The organism is Rhodospirillaceae bacterium (assembly GCA_018662005.1).
Classification (GTDB): domain Bacteria; phylum Pseudomonadota; class Alphaproteobacteria; order Rhodospirillales; family JABHCV01; genus JACNJU01.
Window position 1 is genome coordinate 104,031 of the sequence record JABJHA010000032.1, and the last position, 16,151, is coordinate 120,181.

General features: G+C 54.2%; 14 protein-coding genes. 11 read left to right on the top strand and 3 right to left on the bottom strand.

What is annotated here, in order from left to right; translation table 11 throughout:
- Positions 1-41: 41 nt before the first annotated feature.
- Complete coding sequence (locus HOL66_13210; GenBank protein ID MBT5245190.1) at positions 42-371, bottom strand: winged helix-turn-helix transcriptional regulator; 330 nt, start codon at positions 369-371, stop codon at positions 42-44.
- A gap of 97 nt (positions 372-468) precedes the next feature.
- Here HOL66_13210 and HOL66_13215 point away from each other — a divergent pair, with 97 nt between their 5' ends.
- The 10 genes from HOL66_13215 to HOL66_13260 all read left to right on the top strand — a co-directional run bounded on the left by HOL66_13215 (position 469) and on the right by HOL66_13260 (position 13,695).
- On the top strand, positions 469-1,170 hold the full coding sequence (locus HOL66_13215; protein ID MBT5245191.1) for a glutathione S-transferase family protein: 702 nt from the start codon (positions 469-471) through the stop codon (positions 1,168-1,170).
- 193 nt (positions 1,171-1,363) lie between these two features.
- A complete protein-coding gene (locus HOL66_13220; protein ID MBT5245192.1) occupies positions 1,364-2,590 on the top strand; it encodes an MFS transporter in 1,227 nt (408 codons plus the stop codon).
- 115 nt (positions 2,591-2,705) lie between these two features.
- Positions 2,706-3,116 (top strand): hypothetical protein, encoded by a 411-nt coding sequence (locus HOL66_13225; protein ID MBT5245193.1) that lies wholly within the window; start codon positions 2,706-2,708, stop codon positions 3,114-3,116.
- A 133-nt stretch (positions 3,117-3,249) separates the two neighbouring features.
- Positions 3,250-4,239 carry a methyltransferase domain-containing protein gene (locus HOL66_13230; protein MBT5245194.1) on the top strand — a complete coding sequence of 330 codons (990 nt, stop codon included), beginning with the start codon at positions 3,250-3,252 and terminating at the stop codon, positions 4,237-4,239.
- A 112-nt stretch (positions 4,240-4,351) separates the two neighbouring features.
- Positions 4,352-4,477: a 50S ribosomal protein L36 gene (gene rpmJ, locus HOL66_13235; protein MBT5245195.1), complete on the top strand. Its 126-nt coding sequence runs from the start codon at positions 4,352-4,354 to the stop codon at positions 4,475-4,477.
- A gap of 147 nt (positions 4,478-4,624) precedes the next feature.
- Positions 4,625-6,112, top strand: coding sequence for an FAD-binding protein (locus HOL66_13240; GenBank protein ID MBT5245196.1), 1,488 nt, complete (start codon positions 4,625-4,627; stop codon positions 6,110-6,112).
- 5 nt (positions 6,113-6,117) lie between these two features.
- Positions 6,118-7,329, top strand: coding sequence for a glycolate oxidase subunit GlcE (glcE, locus tag HOL66_13245; GenBank protein MBT5245197.1), 1,212 nt, complete (start codon positions 6,118-6,120; stop codon positions 7,327-7,329).
- A gap of 4 nt (positions 7,330-7,333) precedes the next feature.
- Positions 7,334-8,620: a glycolate oxidase subunit GlcF gene (glcF, locus tag HOL66_13250; GenBank protein MBT5245198.1), complete on the top strand. Its 1,287-nt coding sequence runs from the start codon at positions 7,334-7,336 to the stop codon at positions 8,618-8,620.
- Positions 8,617-10,017 carry an FAD-binding protein gene (locus HOL66_13255; protein ID MBT5245199.1) on the top strand — a complete coding sequence of 467 codons (1,401 nt, stop codon included), beginning with the start codon at positions 8,617-8,619 and terminating at the stop codon, positions 10,015-10,017. The genes glcF and HOL66_13255 overlap by 4 nt, the downstream gene beginning before the upstream one ends.
- Before the next feature lie 81 nt (positions 10,018-10,098).
- On the top strand, positions 10,099-13,695 hold the full coding sequence (locus HOL66_13260) for an AsmA family protein (GenBank protein MBT5245200.1): 3,597 nt from the start codon (positions 10,099-10,101) through the stop codon (positions 13,693-13,695).
- Here the strand turns inward: HOL66_13260 and HOL66_13265 are convergent.
- On the bottom strand, positions 13,664-13,897 hold the full coding sequence (locus HOL66_13265) for a ribbon-helix-helix domain-containing protein (GenBank protein MBT5245201.1): 234 nt from the start codon (positions 13,895-13,897) through the stop codon (positions 13,664-13,666). The genes HOL66_13260 and HOL66_13265 overlap by 32 nt on opposite strands.
- A complete protein-coding gene (locus HOL66_13270) occupies positions 13,894-14,517 on the bottom strand; it encodes an alpha/beta fold hydrolase (protein ID MBT5245202.1) in 624 nt (207 codons plus the stop codon). The genes HOL66_13265 and HOL66_13270 overlap by 4 nt, the downstream gene beginning before the upstream one ends.
- A gap of 144 nt (positions 14,518-14,661) precedes the next feature.
- Here HOL66_13270 and HOL66_13275 point away from each other — a divergent pair, with 144 nt between their 5' ends.
- Positions 14,662-16,143, top strand: a complete 1,482-nt coding sequence (locus HOL66_13275) for a PAS domain-containing sensor histidine kinase (GenBank protein MBT5245203.1) — start codon at positions 14,662-14,664, stop codon at positions 16,141-16,143.
- The last annotated feature ends 8 nt before the right edge of the window (positions 16,144-16,151 follow it).

Genomic DNA, 16,151 nt, shown 5'->3' on the forward strand with positions numbered 1-16,151 from the left:
GGGCGTCCAGACCTGGCGTTCATTAGCCAGAGGCGGACCGATCAACACCTCCTGTTTTCTAACCCGCAACACGCCCGAATGTCTGGATGGTTGCCGCAACAATCATTCAGCAGAAAAGAAACCAGACTTCCAAGATTTTCAAAGTTTGCGCGATAGATGATATTTCGCGATTGACGTTCCGAAGTGATCACGCCTGCACTTTCCAGTGCTGAAAGATGAAATGAAGCCCTTGAGGATGTCGCCTCAACATATTTACCAACATCCCCGGCTGAGGCCCCATTCGCAGCACATTTAACCAAATATCTGACGATGCGCAGTCGGGTTTCTTGGGAAAGCGCTCCAAACATATCGAGTGCATTATTTTCAATCATATCTCAATATCTCTTGAATTGTTGAAGTAATGAGTATATATCCTTTTTAAACGCCGTCAAGAAAGCCTTGTAGGTTGAGAAAAATGGAGTCAAGAAAATGAAAATTGTCAGTTACAAAATTTGTCCCTTTGTTCAGCGCGTCACGGCTCTGCTTGAGGCAAAACATATTCCCTACGCGATCGAATTCATCAGCCTGAGCGATAAACCGCAGTGGTTTTTGGATATATCGCCAAACGGTCAGGTTCCCGTGCTGATTACCGATGATGGAACGGCGCTTTTTGAGTCCGATGCGATCGTTGAATATATTGAAGAAGTCTATCCGACTCTACTGCCTGAAATCTCACCTGAGGATAAAGCCCTGAACCGAGCCTGGAGCTACCTGGCTTCAAAGAACTATCTTGTTCAATGCAGCGCACAACGCAGCTCCGATAACGACGCGCTCAAAGAGCGTAGTGAAAAATTGGGTCAAGCCTTTGACAAAATCGAAAGTCGGCTGGGCGACACGCCATTCTTTGACGGAAATACGATTGGTATGGTTGACGTTGCATGGCTGCCACTTCTGCACCGCGCAAATATTATTGAGAAGCGCACAGGCTATAATTTCATTGGAGATCGACCCAAAACGAAGGCATGGCAAAAAAATCTGATGGCAACTGGACTTGCTGAAAAATCAGTTGCATCAGATTTTGAAGAAGCGTTCACAAATTTCTATCTCTCCGATCAAACGTTCCTCGGTCGTGGATGTGATGCTGTAAAATCCACTGCTGACGAGGCATGTGCAACTGGAACATACTGCTGATCCTAGCGCCCCGAAGCGGATAGCGTAATGTCCGCTTCGGATCATTCCCGGTCTGATGGCTGCCCTGAATTGACTTCCGCCTTTCCTCCTTATCCCAAACGGTTCATTATTTCATGCTGATTTTCAGCGCCGGTAACCCAAAGGCTGCAGTTTTCCCTTTGACCTCTGATGTCCCTTCGGCATGATCCGGCCCATGAGTATCATCGCCTTCCTTTCGATCAGTCCGCGCTTTCTGGCTTTCGGGTTTTTTACGGCCTTTGCCTCGTCCTTCGGGCAGACGTTTTTCATTGCCTTGTCGAGTGCCGACATTCGGGCTGAATTTGACCTCAGCCATGGTGACTTTGGCCTGATCTATTCGTGCGCAACCATAACAAGCGCCGGGTTGTTGATTTGGGCCGGCCGTAAAATCGACGACATCGATTTACGCCCCTATACCTGTATCGCCTGTATCGGCCTGGCGCTGGCCTGTTTGGGGATGGCCAGTGTGGGGTCGGCGTTGTGGTTGATCCCGGCTATCTTCGGCCTGCGTTTTACGGGTCAGGGCTTGCTGACACACGTATCGGCGGTTTCAATGGCGCGCTATTTCGATAGCCACCGGGGCAAGGCGCTCAGCGTTGCGGCTATGGGCTACCCTGTTGGCGAAGCGCTTTTTCCGACCCTTGCCGTGGCCGTAATCGCAACCCTCGGCTGGCGTCAAATGTGGTTGGCGCTCGGGGTTGTGCTTTTGGTGCTGTTGGCGCCGTTTATGCTGTGGCTTCTGAAAGGCCATAGCGAGCGTCACAGAGGATTGGATATCGGAGTCCGTTCAGCAGACCAGGCGGTGAAAATAACCGGCTGGACACGCGCCCAGGTTTTGAAAGACCGGCGTTTCTATGTGTTGTTGCCGAGTTATCTGGCCTTAAGTTTTATTGGCACCGGTTTCTTTTTTCATCAGGTTCATCTGACCCAAAGCAAAGGCTGGAGCCTGTCTCTTTTCGTCAGCTTCTTTGTTGTCTATGCCATTACCCAGATATTTTCCGCCTTGCTCAGTGGTCTGCTTGTTGATCGTTTCAATGCCCGCAGCTTGATGCAGGTTTATTTGCTTCCTGCCGCTGTTGGTCTTGGCTTTATTGCGACCTTTGACGCCCCCTGGTGCGGGGCTGTCTTCATGGCGTTTATGGGGCTGTCTTCGGGTGCAGTCGGCGTTACCCACGGCGCTATCTGGGCCGAAATTTACGGCATTGCCCATCTTGGCGCGATCAAGGCCCTTGGGGCGGCGTTGATGGTTCTCTCTACTGCCCTGTCACCGCCGGTTATGGGACTGGCCCTTGATGCCGGCATCAGCATGGAGGAGATCGCCCTTGCCTGTATCGCCTTCATCCTGTTTTCGGCGGCCCTTGTCACCTTTGTTTTTCCCCGCATATATGTGCACCCGGCATGATCTTGGTCAATGCGGTGATTTGCCATTTTCCCTTATAAATACAGCAGTCTGGAAAGGTCTGGCGCTTTCGATGCGAATGCACGCTTGGAAAAAGGCGCGTCGGGTGGGGTAAAAAATGGTGAAGCTTAAATGGCTCGATAGTTTTGCGATCGGCATTGAACATATTGATGAGGATCACAAACAAATTCTTCAGATCATGCAGGATGTCCAGGTAGCAGTGGACAACAAGGATTACGGCCTTTGCGCCTCACTGCTGGACGAACTGGTCGAGCTGGGGGCCTCTCATTTTGCCAGCGAAGAAGAGTATCTGGCCAAGGTCAGTTACCCCTACATCGAAGAACACATTCTTTATCACCAGGAACTGTTGTTGAAGGTCAAGGCCGTAAAGGCAATCTGTAACAATGCGGACAGTGACGGCGGGCTGGAGGAATGCTTCAATAGCATGGCCGAATTTTTGATCGACGATATTATTGCCGGCGACTTGCAGTTCAAATCCTATTTGCAGTCCCGCGGCCTGGTCAAATAAGCCTTTCGGGGTTGGCCACCTGACTTTGCAAATCACGCCTTAAATATATGGAATCTTAAGAATTTTATGCGCTTGCTTTCGTGTGATTCACGCTTAGATTCAAGAGCGTGTGGAAGGAGCAGGCGTGGAAAAAATGGCTGATGCTATCCTGAATACGGGTGGATCAATCAATTCAGGGGGGAAAGTACGGACTTTTCTTGGCCGGCTTGCGCGTCTGATCGGGCAATTCCTGCGCCTTAAAAAAAGCAAGAAGAAAACCGTTTCCAAGGGCCGTCGTCCTGCACGGGAGAAGCTCGAGGCCGATGATGAAACGGCGGCAGACAGTTTCGAGCCCGCGACGCTCTGGTCACCCGAACGCCTGAACGTGATTGAAAAATTATGGGGCGAGGGTTGCATCAGTCCGGGCAGTGCGGAATTCCTGCGGGTGACGCTTCCCTTGCTTGGTTTATCGGAAAAAAAGAGCCTGCTTATGCTGGGTGCCGGGCTTGGCGGTCTTGGCCGGGCGATGGTCGATGAGACGGGGGTCTGGGTTACCGGGCTTGAAGCCGATGAGGAACTGGCCGGGTTGGGCAAGGACATGACCAAAATGGCTGGTATGCAAAAGCGCGCACCGGTGACGCTGGGCAATCTTGAGCAGCCCAAACTGAAGGAAAATTCCTTTAACGCCGTTGTTTCTCTGGAAAGTTTGTACCGGGTTGCCGCCAAGGAACAATTGTATACGGCGATGGCTGCCGCCCTTCGCGGCGATGGCGAGTTGATGATGACCGACCTTGTTAAAGCTAATGACGAACCGCTAAACGATATCATGAATGCCTGGGCAGGGCGCGAACCCACGCCGCCTCATTTATGGACAGCCGATGCCATCCAGTCCTTCATGAAGACCTTGAACCTGGATGTCCGGCCCTATCAGGATATTACAGCCCCCTATCGGGCCAACATCTTTAAGGGCTTTTTCAATTACCTGTCGGGGGTTACCAAACCCGAACTGCTGGAAATATCCGGTGATTTGATCAACGAATGTGAATATTGGGCAAAGCAGCTTACGGCCATAGACAGCGGCGGGCTCAAGGTCTACAGGTTCCATGCCATCAAGTTGCCTGATAAACGCAAATCGGCGTTTTAAAGCCCATTTAATAAATCCCGGCACGGGCATTGACAGATCGCTCTGATACCCCTATTTTCCGCGCCTTGCGCAGCCGAATGTCAGGTTGCTCTAGTTTAAGGATTTGAGAGCTATGAAGGTAAGAAATTCCCTTAAGTCGGCCAAGATACGCGACAAGAATTGCCGGATCGTGCGTCGCAAGGGTCGGGTTTATGTCATTAACAAGACCAATCCACGCTTCAAAGCGCGTCAGGGATAACCTTTCGTCTTGTTTTAGCTCTGCCTTTCGGGTTCTGCCCGGATGGTGAAAAATTTCAGAAAACCGTGCTATTTGGCGCGGTTTTTCTTTTATATGGGTCCCTGAAAGCCTAAATTTACAAGGTATTCATTAAATCAGGGCGCCACCATGAAGATGCCAACGCCAGACTCCGGGATTCTCGCCCGGCGCGACGAGATCATTACTGCATTGTCAGGGTTGCTGGCTGCGGAAAGTGTGATTTCCGACGCTGACGAACGGCGCGTTTATGAATGTGACGGCCTTTCCGCCTATCGCCAGTTGCCAATGGTCGTGGTGCTGCCTTCAACGACGGCGGAAGTTTCGGCTGTTTTGACGTATTGCTTCGCAGAAGGCATCAAGGTTGTGCCACGCGGGGCCGGTACGTCCCTTTCCGGCGGTGCCCTGCCGCTGGCCGATGGGGTGATGCTGGGGCTTGGAAAACTCAATTGCATCCTTGATGTGGATTTTGACAACCGGGCGGTGGTCAGCCAGCCGGGTGTTACCAATCTGGCGATCACCGAAGCCGTCGCTCACAAGGGTTTCTATTACGCGCCCGATCCTTCAAGCCAGATCGCCTGTTCCATCGGCGGCAACGTTGCGGAAAATGCGGGCGGCGTTCACTGCCTGAAATATGGCCTGACCACCAATAACCTGCTGGGTATCGAAGTGGTGATGATGGACGGTCAGGTGGTGCGCCTGGGCGGCAAGCATTTTGACAGCGAAGGTTACGACCTGCTGGGCCTGATGACCGGTTCGGAAGGCTTGCTTGGGGTGGTTACCGAAGTCACCGTGCGGATTCTCAAAAAACCCGAAACCGCCCGTGCCGTGCTCGTCGGTTTTCCTTCCAACGAAGCCGCTGGCGATTGCGTCGGTGCGATCATCGGCGCCGGAATTATCCCCGGCGGTATGGAGATGATGGATAAACTGGCGACACAGGCGGCCGAAGACTTCGTGCACGCGGGCTATCCGCTGGATGTTGAATCACTGCTGATCATCGAACTCGATGGCCCCGAAGCAGAAGTCACGTATCTGATCGAACGGGTCGATGGCATCGCCCGCGAGGCCGGGGCGACCTATTCGCGTATCAGTGAAAGCGAAGAAGAGCGCATTGCCTTCTGGGCCGGGCGCAAGGCGGCGTTTCCGGCTATTGGCCGCATCTCGCCGGATTATTACTGCATGGACGGCACCATCCCGCGGACCCGCTTGCCGGAAGTTCTTTCGCGGATGGCTGAAATGTCAGAACGCTACGGATTGCGCGTCGCCAACGTTTTTCATGCCGGGGACGGGAATCTGCATCCGCTGATCCTGTACGATGCCAATATTCCCGGCGAATTGGAAAAGACCGAGGAATTCGGCTCCGAGATTCTTAAATTATGTGTCGAGGTGGGCGGCGTGCTGACCGGTGAACATGGTGTTGGCGTTGAAAAGCGTGACCTTATGGAAGTGATGTTTACAGAAGATGATCTTAAGCAGCAGCAGCGGGTCAAATGCGCATTCGATCCGGATGGGTTGCTTAATCCGGGCAAGGTCTATCCAACCTTGCACCGTTGTGCCGAATTGGGCCGTGTGCATGTGCATGACGGCAAAACCCGCTTCCCCGATCTTCCCAGGTTCTGACGGTCATGGGCGAAACCTACAAACCGGACACGCCAGAGCAGGTTCTTGACGCCGTTAAATGGGCGCTGGCCGAAGAACAGACGCTGGATGTTTTCGGCCACGCCAGCAAACGCAATTTTGGCTGCCCTGCGAGCACTCACAACAACCTCGACCTGTCGGCCTTAAGCGGCATCACTTTGTATGAACCGGCTGAACTGGTCATGAGCGCCGCCGCCGCGACACCCATGAGCGAAATCCAGTCAACCATTGACGAGCACAATCAGCGTCTGGCTTTCGAGCCGCCCAATTTTGGGCCACTGCTGGATTCCGGGCCTGAAGCCGGGACAATTGGCGGCGTCCTGGCCTGTAATCTGGCTGGTCCGCGACGCATATCAGCGGGAAGTGCGCGTGATCATATCCTTGGCTTCCACGCTGTCAGTGGCCGCGGCGAGGTCTTTAAATCGGGTGGAAGGGTGGTCAAGAATGTCACCGGATTTGATCTGTCCAAGTTGCTTGCCGGTTCCTTCGGCACTTTGGCGGTGATGACGGATGTCACCTTTAAAGTGCTGCCGGTTCCTGAAAAATCCCGAACCGTGCTGGTCATGACGGAAGATCATGCCAAGGGCGTGGCGGCCATGCGTGATGCCCTGCACAGTTCTTACGAAGTCTCTGCCGCGGCTTATTTGCCGGCCGACATTGCGGCGCTTTCTGATGTCTCGTATGTCAGTTCGGGCAAAGGCGGGCATTGCGCATTGCGTGTGGAAGGGCCGGGACCATCGGTGGAATATCGCACCGGGGCCTTGCGGCAATTATTGGCCGGTTTCGGCGAGACGGAGGAATTACACACCACCAACACCAATGCCCTGTGGAGGGAAATTCGCGACGTTGCTTATTTCGTTTCCGGTGGTGAACAGCTCTGGCGTCTGTCGGTTCCGCCTTCCGAAGGCGCCCGGGTAATGCAAAAAATAGCCGAAAGTATTGGCGGACGCGCTTTCCTTGACTGGGGCGGCGGCCTGATCTGGTTCGCCATCAAGCCCCGCGACAATGCCGCCCATCAGGAAATCCGTGCAATTCTGGGTGACGTCGGTGGTCACGGGACCCTGATCAGGACGAGCGATGATGTGCGCGCCCGGGTTCCGGTTTTTCAACCACAACAACAAGCCCTGGCCGACCTTAGCGCCCGGATCAAAGACAGTTTTGATCCCATGGGCATTCTGTGTCCGGGACGTATGGGATAAAAGGATGGAAACCACCTTTAGCCCCGAACAAATGCAAGTCCCGGCGATTGCCATCGCCAACGACATTTTGCGCAAGTGTGTACATTGCGGTTTCTGCACCGCGACGTGCCCGACCTATGTCTTGCTTGGTGACGAGGCGGACAGTCCACGCGGCCGCATCTACCTGATCAAGGACATGCTGGAAAACGCCAAGCCGGCCCCGGCCAAGGTGGTCAAGCATATCGACCGCTGCCTGACCTGCCTGTCCTGTACCAGCACCTGTCCGTCGGGCGTCGATTACATGCATCTGATCGACCATGCGCGGGTCTATGTGGAAGAAACCTATTCCCGGCCCCTGGGCGACAGGCTTTTGCGGATGTTGCTGGCTTTCGTCGTCCCCAACCCTGTGATCTTTCGCTTGTCGCTGATCGGGGCCAGGCTGGGGCGACCGTTCAAGGCGCTGATGCCGGGTCGCCTTAAGGGCATGATCGCCATGGCTCCCGATAAATTGCCGGCGGCTTCCACAGGTGATGAACCACAGGTATTCGCCGCACAAGGCGAACGCCGTATGCGTGTCGCGCTGATGACCGGTTGCGCCCAGAAAGTCCTGCGCCCGTCCATCAACGAGGCAACGGTGCGGCTGCTTAACCGGCATGGCTGCGAGGTCGTCGTCGCCCCGGGAGCAGCCTGTTGCGGGGCGCTGGTTCATCACATGGGCAAGGAGGATGCCTCCCACGCTGCGGCGCGTAACAATGTTGCCGCCTGGACGAGCGAAGTCGAAGGTGCCGGACTGGACGCGATTGTCATCAACGCCTCGGGTTGCGGGACGACGGTCAAGGATTACGGCTTCATGCTGAAGGATGATTCGATCTGGGCCGAAAAGGCGGGCCGAATCGCCTCCCTGACAAAGGATGTGAGCGAGGTCATGTCCGCCCTTGGTGTCGGTGAGACGCAACTCAAAGATCAGCCCAGCGTTGTTTATCATTCAGCCTGTTCCATGCAACACGGTCAAAAGCTGCGCGAGGAACCGAAAAACCTGCTCAAAAGTGCCGGCTTTGAAGTCCGCGATCCGGCCGAAGGCCATTTGTGTTGCGGTTCGGCGGGAACATATAATTTATTGCAGCCTGAACTGGCCGGGGCCTTAAAGGTGCGTAAGGCGGCTCATCTGGAAGCTCAGGGTGCGGCGGTTATCGCTACCGGTAATATTGGTTGTCTGATACAAATTTCCGGTGCGACGGAGATCCCTGTCGTTCATACTGTGGAATTACTCGACTGGGCGACTGGCGGCCCGGTCCCTGAAAGTCTGAAATGAACCCGGAACCACCATCAAGAGCGACCGTTTCCGAGGGCTTTATTGAAGACCTGCGTTCCATTGTTGGCGACAGATTGTCAACCGGTGCCAGCGTTTGTGAACAACATGGTCAGGATTTATCCTACCACACCCCTTCACCGCCCGACGTGGTTGTCTTCGCGATCAGTACGCAAGAAGTCTCTGCCATCGTTAAGCTGTGCGCGGCCAGCAAAGTGCCGGTTATTCCTTATGGAGCGGGAACCTCGCTGGAAGGCCATCTGATCGCATTGAGAGGTGGCGTCAGTATCGATTTGAGCCAGATGAACGAAGTTGTCAGCGTCAATGCCGATGACATGGATGTTGTGGTGCAGGCTGGCGTCAGCCGCAAGCAACTCAATCAACACCTCCATAATACGGGCCTGTTTTTCCCGGTTGACCCGGGCGCCGATGCTTCTCTGGGTGGCATGGTGGCGACGCGAGCGTCGGGCACCAATGCGGTGCGATACGGGACCATGCGCGAAAACGTTCTGGCCCTGACAGTGGTGATGGCTGATGGCCGGATCGTCCACACGGGCAGCCGGGCCAGGAAATCCTCGACAGGCTACGACCTGACCCACTTGATGGTCGGTTCGGAAGGAACTCTGGGTGTTGTCACGGAAGTGACCCTCAAACTGCACGGCATTGCCGAAGCAACCTCCGCCGCCGTGGTTCCGTTTGAAACCCTTGAAGGGGCCGTTAACACCGTCATTCAGACCATTCAGTTCGGCGTTCCCATCGCCCGCATTGAGTTGCTTGATGAGGTTCAGGTGAAGGCGAGCAATCTTTATTCCAAGACCGATAACCCGGAGCAGCCGACCTTGTTCCTTGAATTCAACGGGTCGGAAGCCAGCGTCAAGGAGCAGACAGAGCAGGTCAGGGACATCTGTGATGAAAATGGCGGCGGAGAGTTTCGTTGGTCAACCCGCCATGACGAACGTGATAAACTGTGGGAGGCCCGCCATAATGTTGCCTATGCCAATATGGCGCTGATGCCGGGTTGCAAGATCATGGTCACCGATGCCTGTGTGCCGATCTCAAATCTGGCCGCCTGCCTTCTTGAAACGCGCAAGGATATTGACGAATCAGGTATGTTCGCGCCAATTGTTGGCCACGTCGGGGATGGTAATTTTCACCTGACCATTTTACTCGACCCCGATGATGATGAAGCGATCACACGCGCCCATGCCCTCAATGACAGGATGATCAAAAGGGTTCTGGATATGGGCGGAACCAGTTCAGGTGAACACGGGGTCGGCATGGGTAAAATAGAATACATGGAAGATGAGCACGGCGAAGGTGTTGCCGTTATGCGTCAGATAAAGCAGGCTCTCGACCCCCAAAACATTATGAATCCCGGAAAGATTCTTCCTGCGGGATAAACAGATCACCCTTTGGTTTGCCCATTGCAGGCCAAGTCACTAATATCCCTTGTATTATATGACGTTAAGGAGCGAACAAGCGTGAACAAGATTCTGACCGGCGCAGGCATTTTGATTGCCATTGTTGTTGCGGCAATCCTGGTCGGTCCGGGCATGATCGACTGGAACAGCTATAAGGCCGACATTACCGAGCAGGCCGAGCATTTTACCGGGCGCAAGCTGAGCATCGACGGGACCATCGAAATTTCGATTTTGCCAGCCCCGGCCCTGATCGCAAACGATGTCCGCCTGGCCAACGTCGATGGGGCCAGTGCCGCCGATATGGTCAGCCTGAAATCACTGCAGGTTCGTGTCGCCCTGGGGCCTCTGCTTAGTGGCCAAATCAAGGTGCAGACTGTCCATCTGGTTGATCCGGTAATCGAACTGGAAAGTTTTGCAAACGGTCGCACCAATTTGGAATTCGCCGTTGGTGGCGGGGACGTCGCTGCGGAACAACCCGAAAGCACAAAAGAGGCATTGCCTGAAACGCCCACGACCCAGGCTGGCGAAGGGGGCTTTAGTCTGGATAATTTCGTCGTCCAGAATGCGACTGTCATTTATCGCGACGCCAAGGCTGGCAGCATTGAACGTATTGAAAAATTTAACGCTACCTTTGCCGCGGCGTCCCTGGACGGTCCCTTTGAAAGCACCGGCAATCTTTTCGCCCGCGGGGTTCCCCTGGAATATACGGTTTCGGTCGGCAAGATCATTGAACAGCGCACCGCACCGCTCAGCCTGACCATCGGCTTGCAGCCCGGGGATACCAAATCCACCCTGTCGGGCGCCATTATCGGTCTGAATGAAGTGCCGACGTTTAAGGGTTTTCTTAAATCCACCGGCAAGAATTTGGCGTCGCTTATCCAGTCGTTGGGACCCAAGGGGCGGCTGCCGGGTTTGCTCGGCCAGACCTTCGCCCTGGAAGGTGAGGTCGAGGCTTCGGCAAGCGAACTGAAAGTCGCCAATATGAGCGTCAGCCTCGGCAACACCACCGCGACGGGATCGGGTGCTCTTAAACTGGAAGAAAACATCGTCGTCGATCTTGAGCTTGGCGTTGACAGTATTGACGTCGACAAGTGGATGGCGATTCCGGAAATTAAAAAAGTCGTCGTCCCGGCCCCGCAAAGCAAGCAGGTCATGACAGAGGGGGCGGAGCCTAAAACCACGGTTTCTTTGGAAATGCCGGCTAAAATCAGTGAATCTGCAGCAGACCCGATGGCGGGGGGCTTGCCGAAAAATATAGAGGCAACGTTGAAATTCAATGCTGACTCCCTGACCCTAAAAGGGGGTCTGATAAGACAAGCCCGTCTTAGCGCCGAACTCAGCGGTGGCGAGATCGTCATTAACCAGATTTCCGCCCTGCTTCCGGGTAGCGCCGATGTTGCGTTGTTCGGTTTTGTCGTTGCAGATGAAGGCCAACCCCGCTTTGAAGGCGACCTTGAAGTGTCAGTCGGCGACTTGCGCGGGGTAACGGGATGGCTTGGCGCGCCGCCGCCGCCGGTGCCTTCTGACCGCCTTCGTAAAATGACTCTGGCTGCAAAACTGACGGCCAATGCAAAGGCCATTACGGCAAGCGATCTTGATGTTTTATTTGACAGTTCGCGTTTGACGGGCAAGGCGGTCATTCGTTTGGGCCAGCGCATGGGGATTGATACGGACCTGACTCTCGATCGCATCAATTTGGATGCCTACCTGGTTCCGGGCGCAGCGATAAGCACCCCGCCGCCACCGCCGAAAATTCCCGAAACGCCGACAGCGACAGCGGAAGCGAAAGCCAAAAAAGCCGAATCCATGGGCGGGATTGCAGCCATCAGCGCCTTAAATGAATTTGACGCTAACCTGAAAGGCCGTATCCAAACCCTTGTTTACGAAGGTGCCCAAATCAAGAATGTCAAACTGGACGGCTCGGTTCAGAACGGTGCGATCAATGTACGCAATATCAGTATCGACAAGCTGGCAGGTTCGACATTCAAGGCCAGCGGTCTGATCAAAAATCTCGATGGTATCCCGCAATTGGACAATGTTCGCCTTGATGCCAAGGCCGCCGACGTTTCGCGTCTGCTGCGTCTGGCCGGTATCGAATCACCGCTTGATTCCAGAAAACTGGGAATGCTGACATTCGCCGGGCAGGTCGACGGATCGGCACTGAACCCGGATATGGGTTTTAGCCTGAAAGGCGCCGGAACCAGCATTGCTCTGGTTGGCAAGGCGTCGTTTCTGCCTGTCGTCGGTGGTTTTGAAGGCAAGTTGAAAGTTGTCCACGGAAATATCGTCCAGATGTTACGCTCTTTGGGCGTCGATTACCGGCCGGGGGGAAAGCTCGGCGGATTGAATCTGGAAAGCCAAATTAAGGCTGATCTTTCGGGACTGACCTTAAATGAATTGGCTGGACAGGTGGGGCCGGTAAAGATGAACGGGGCCGCCAAGGTATCGATAAGCGGGCCGAGAACAAAAATTTCTGCCGATCTCAATACCGACAGGATCGTCGCGGATGTGTTTTTACCAGCCTCGAAAGGGGCCTTTCGGATTGACCCGGCCGGGCCCGTTGCTGCCGCCTTTATCGGTCCTCGCGCCCCTGCCGGCAAATCTGCTTTCAAACGGCTTGTCGCCTTTGCCACAAGCCGTTGGCCAACCGATCCCATAGATCTTTCGGTTTTGAAAAGTTTTGATGCTGACATCAAGGTCAAATCCAGGGCGCTGGTTTTTGGTAACTATCAACTCGATAACGCGGATGTGGCGGCAACGGTCGATGATGGCGTGTTGCAGTTGGAAAAGCTGAACGGTGGCCTGTTTGGCGGTGCTATCGCCGCCACCGCAAACATTCGCGCTGCTTCCCCGTCAACCGTTGAAACCGCCATTTCATTGAAAAATCTGGATGTGGCCAGGGGTCTGATGGCTGTTATCGGCGAAACTCCCGCCGGTGGCAGGGCCGGAATGGATGTCAATTTGAAGACAAGCGGCTTCACGGTTGCCGATCTGGTTGCGGCCCTTGGTGGCAGGGGGGCAATCGCCTTGAAGGGGCTGGACGTGGCCAAGACAGGGAAGGGCACGGCGCTTTCTTCCGTGCTTGGTCTGGTCGCCGGACTGAATAATCTTGGCGGTGTACTTTCAGGCAAAAAAGCCGGTGCAGGGTTGGCTGATGTCACGGGCTCTTTCAATATTAACAAGGGAATTGCAACATCGAACGATCTGGCGTTGCTGTCTTCCATGGGTACCGGACAGGCCAGGGGAAGCGTTGATCTGTCGCGTTGGCTGATTGATGTCGCAGGCCAGGTCGAAATGTCACAAAATTTTCTTGGCCTGATCCTTAACCAGGGACAAGCGACGCCGTCGCTGTTGCCGTTTTCCATCAAGGGCAATCTGGACGCCCCCAATGTCAAGCTGGATACCTCGAAATTGCAGGGGGCGGGGCTTCCCATTCCGGGACTGGACAAGGTGCTGAAGAAAAAGGGTCTTGGAAATATCCTGCAACAGATCATTCCGGGATTGGGTGGGTCAACCGGCAGTCAGCCAACGTCACCACCGCCGTCCACATCAACAGGCAACACCCCGCCACCGCCTCCGCCACCACCGTCATCGGAGCCACAGAAACTGAAACCCCAGGACTTGCTTAAGGGTCTGTTGAAGGGGCTGGGCGGTTAGCCAGGACATAAAGCCGGATGGCGCTGGACAGGTTGCCATCGCGGCCACCGTCGACCTGGGCGACAAGGTCGTTGATGGAAAGGCCCTTGTCTCGGGCGATCCGGCAAAAAGCATCCCAGAATGCATTCTCCAGCGACACGCTGGTTTGATGTCCGGCGATCAACACCGAATGCTTGCGGATGGCTGCGGGTTCGCTGCTCATTTCAGCGCCGTGACGAAACTGGCGAAAGCATCGATCGCCTGATCCCAGTTCTGTTGTTCGGTGCGTCCGGATTTCTTGCGGGGCTTGAAACCGTGTTCGCCATCTTCAAGCCAGGATACCTTGATCGCCGGTGACAGTGGATAGCTCGCGACATCCTGCTTGTTGCCAAGGCTGTCCCGCTCCCCTTGCAGGAAGAGGGCCGGGGTCGTCAATTCTTGCAGGTGATCAATGCGCAATTTGTCGGGCTTTCCTGGCGGGTGAAAAGGATATCCCAGGCATACCAGCCCTTTGACGTGCGATTGGTCGGCGACCATTGAGGCAATCCGCCCGCCCATGGATTTGCCACCGATAACAAGGTTTTTCGGGCCCAAATCCGCGATCACCGCCTCCCAGGTTTCAAGCAGCACCCTGGCCGGATTTGGCGGGCGTTTTTTGCCGTTCTCACGGCGTTCAACCATGTAGGGGAATTCAAAGCGCACGACCCTGAACCCGTGATTTCCCAGACCAACGGCAAAGGTTTCCATGAACGCCGTATCCATCGGCGCCCCGGCGCCGTGGGCGATGGCGATGGTGGTGTCGGCCTTTTCAGGACCATCAAACAAAAAATCTGTTTTAGGCATCGTCAGTTTTCACAGTTGATGAACATCAATTAACTTTCTCATTCTTATATATACGATCCACCGTATGATGCGAGCCTCAAGGATGGAGCAGCGCTGTATGTTGGCGAAATAATATCTTGAACAATGGGGGGAGTAGAATTTCAAGTGTCGCATAAAGTCATAAACACCTTGGCACAAAAAAATGAAAAGATTCTGCCGCCGGGCCTGGCTGTCGGCATTGCGGCCATGGGTCTGGTTTTTGATTTGAACATGCCCCTCGGTGTGGCCGGCGGCATTCCTTATGTCGCCTTGGTGATGCTGGGACTGTGGGCATCCCGGCGCGAGCAGGTCCTTTATCTTGCCATTTTCGCCACTATTCTGACCTTTGTCGGTTATTATTTGTCACCGCCCGGTGGTGTGGCGTGGGTTGTCTTCACCAATCGGATGTTGGCTTTGTTCGCCATCTGGGCAACGGCGATGGTGATCTATAATTACGCCAAGTTAATGGACAATCAACGCAAGATGGCAAGTGCAGTCGAGCAGAGTTCCGTCGGCATTATTATCACCGATACCAATGGGGTAATTGAATACGCCAACCCAAAAGTTTCCCACATATCAGGCTATTCACAAGCCGAAGTGGTCGGTCAGGGCCCGCGCATTTTCAAATCCGATCTGACGGCCGACGAAACGTACGAAAACCTGTGGGAAACGGTTCTTGCGGGTGATGAGTGGCAAGGCGAACTCATTAATAAAAATAAAGATGGCGACTATTACTGGGAAGAACTGCAGGTCTTTCCAATCAGGGGCAGGACCGGGCGAGTCAAAAACTTTGTCGCTATCATGGAGGATATCTCCGAACGCAAGAAAAACGAGGAGAAATTGATTGCGGCCATCCAGGTGGCCGAAAACGCCAATGAGGCGAAATCAAGTTTCCTGGCCAATATGAGCCATGAGTTCAGAACCCCTTTGAATGCTATTCTGGGCTTTTCTGAAACCATAAAAATGCAAATCCTTGGGCCTATGGGAAACGATAAATATACCCAATACATTGACCATATTCATGGGTCGGCGGTGCACCTGGGCAAACTGGTGGAGGAAATTCTCGACCTGTCCAAGATTGAGGCCGGTATACAGGAAATTGACGAGAAAGAAATTATTGTTACCGAACTGCTGCAAAGTTGTTTGGCGTTGGTCAATGAGCAGTCCAGAAGTGCGAAAATCAGGATCAATACCCATGTTGATCCGGCGCTACCGCTGCTCTTTGCCGATGAGCGCATGATCAAGCAAGTGATCTTAAATTTGCTGTCCAACGCCATCAAATTTTCAAAAAAAGGGAACGAGGTCATTTTGAAGAGCTTTTTATCCGAAGGCGGTCAGTTGATGATTGAGGTCAGCGATACCGGGATTGGCATTTCCAGGGATGATTACGAAAAAGTATTCGCCATTTTTGGTCAGGCTGAAAATATTTTTACCCGCTCACATGATGGCGCTGGCCTGGGTCTGCCCATTAGCCGCCGACTGGTCGAGTTGCATAGCGGTACGCTGGAACTCGAAAGTGAGTTCGGAGAGGGAACGACAGTTACCCTTGCCTTCCCGCCAGATCGAGCGGTCACCACTTCCCGGGAAGGTTTGCAGTCTGAGGGCTGAACTCGTCG

Bases quoted from the DNA above. Each gene is read 5' to 3' on its own strand.
- HOL66_13210 (MBT5245190.1), bottom strand. From the start codon at position 371: ATGATTGAAAATAATGCACTCGATATGTTTGGAGCGCTTTCCCAAGAA.
- HOL66_13215 (MBT5245191.1), top strand. From the start codon at position 469: ATGAAAATTGTCAGTTACAAAATTTGTCCCTTTGTTCAGCGCGTCACG.
- HOL66_13220 (MBT5245192.1), top strand. From the start codon at position 1,364: ATGAGTATCATCGCCTTCCTTTCGATCAGTCCGCGCTTTCTGGCTTTC.
- HOL66_13225 (MBT5245193.1), top strand. From the start codon at position 2,706: ATGGTGAAGCTTAAATGGCTCGATAGTTTTGCGATCGGCATTGAACAT.
- HOL66_13230 (MBT5245194.1), top strand. From the start codon at position 3,250: ATGGCTGATGCTATCCTGAATACGGGTGGATCAATCAATTCAGGGGGG.
- rpmJ (MBT5245195.1), top strand. From the start codon at position 4,352: ATGAAGGTAAGAAATTCCCTTAAGTCGGCCAAGATACGCGACAAGAAT.
- HOL66_13240 (MBT5245196.1), top strand. From the start codon at position 4,625: ATGAAGATGCCAACGCCAGACTCCGGGATTCTCGCCCGGCGCGACGAG.
- glcE (MBT5245197.1), top strand. From the start codon at position 6,118: ATGGGCGAAACCTACAAACCGGACACGCCAGAGCAGGTTCTTGACGCC.
- glcF (MBT5245198.1), top strand. From the start codon at position 7,334: ATGGAAACCACCTTTAGCCCCGAACAAATGCAAGTCCCGGCGATTGCC.
- HOL66_13255 (MBT5245199.1), top strand. From the start codon at position 8,617: ATGAACCCGGAACCACCATCAAGAGCGACCGTTTCCGAGGGCTTTATT.
- HOL66_13265 (MBT5245201.1), bottom strand. From the start codon at position 13,897: ATGAGCAGCGAACCCGCAGCCATCCGCAAGCATTCGGTGTTGATCGCC.
- HOL66_13270 (MBT5245202.1), bottom strand. From the start codon at position 14,517: ATGCCTAAAACAGATTTTTTGTTTGATGGTCCTGAAAAGGCCGACACC.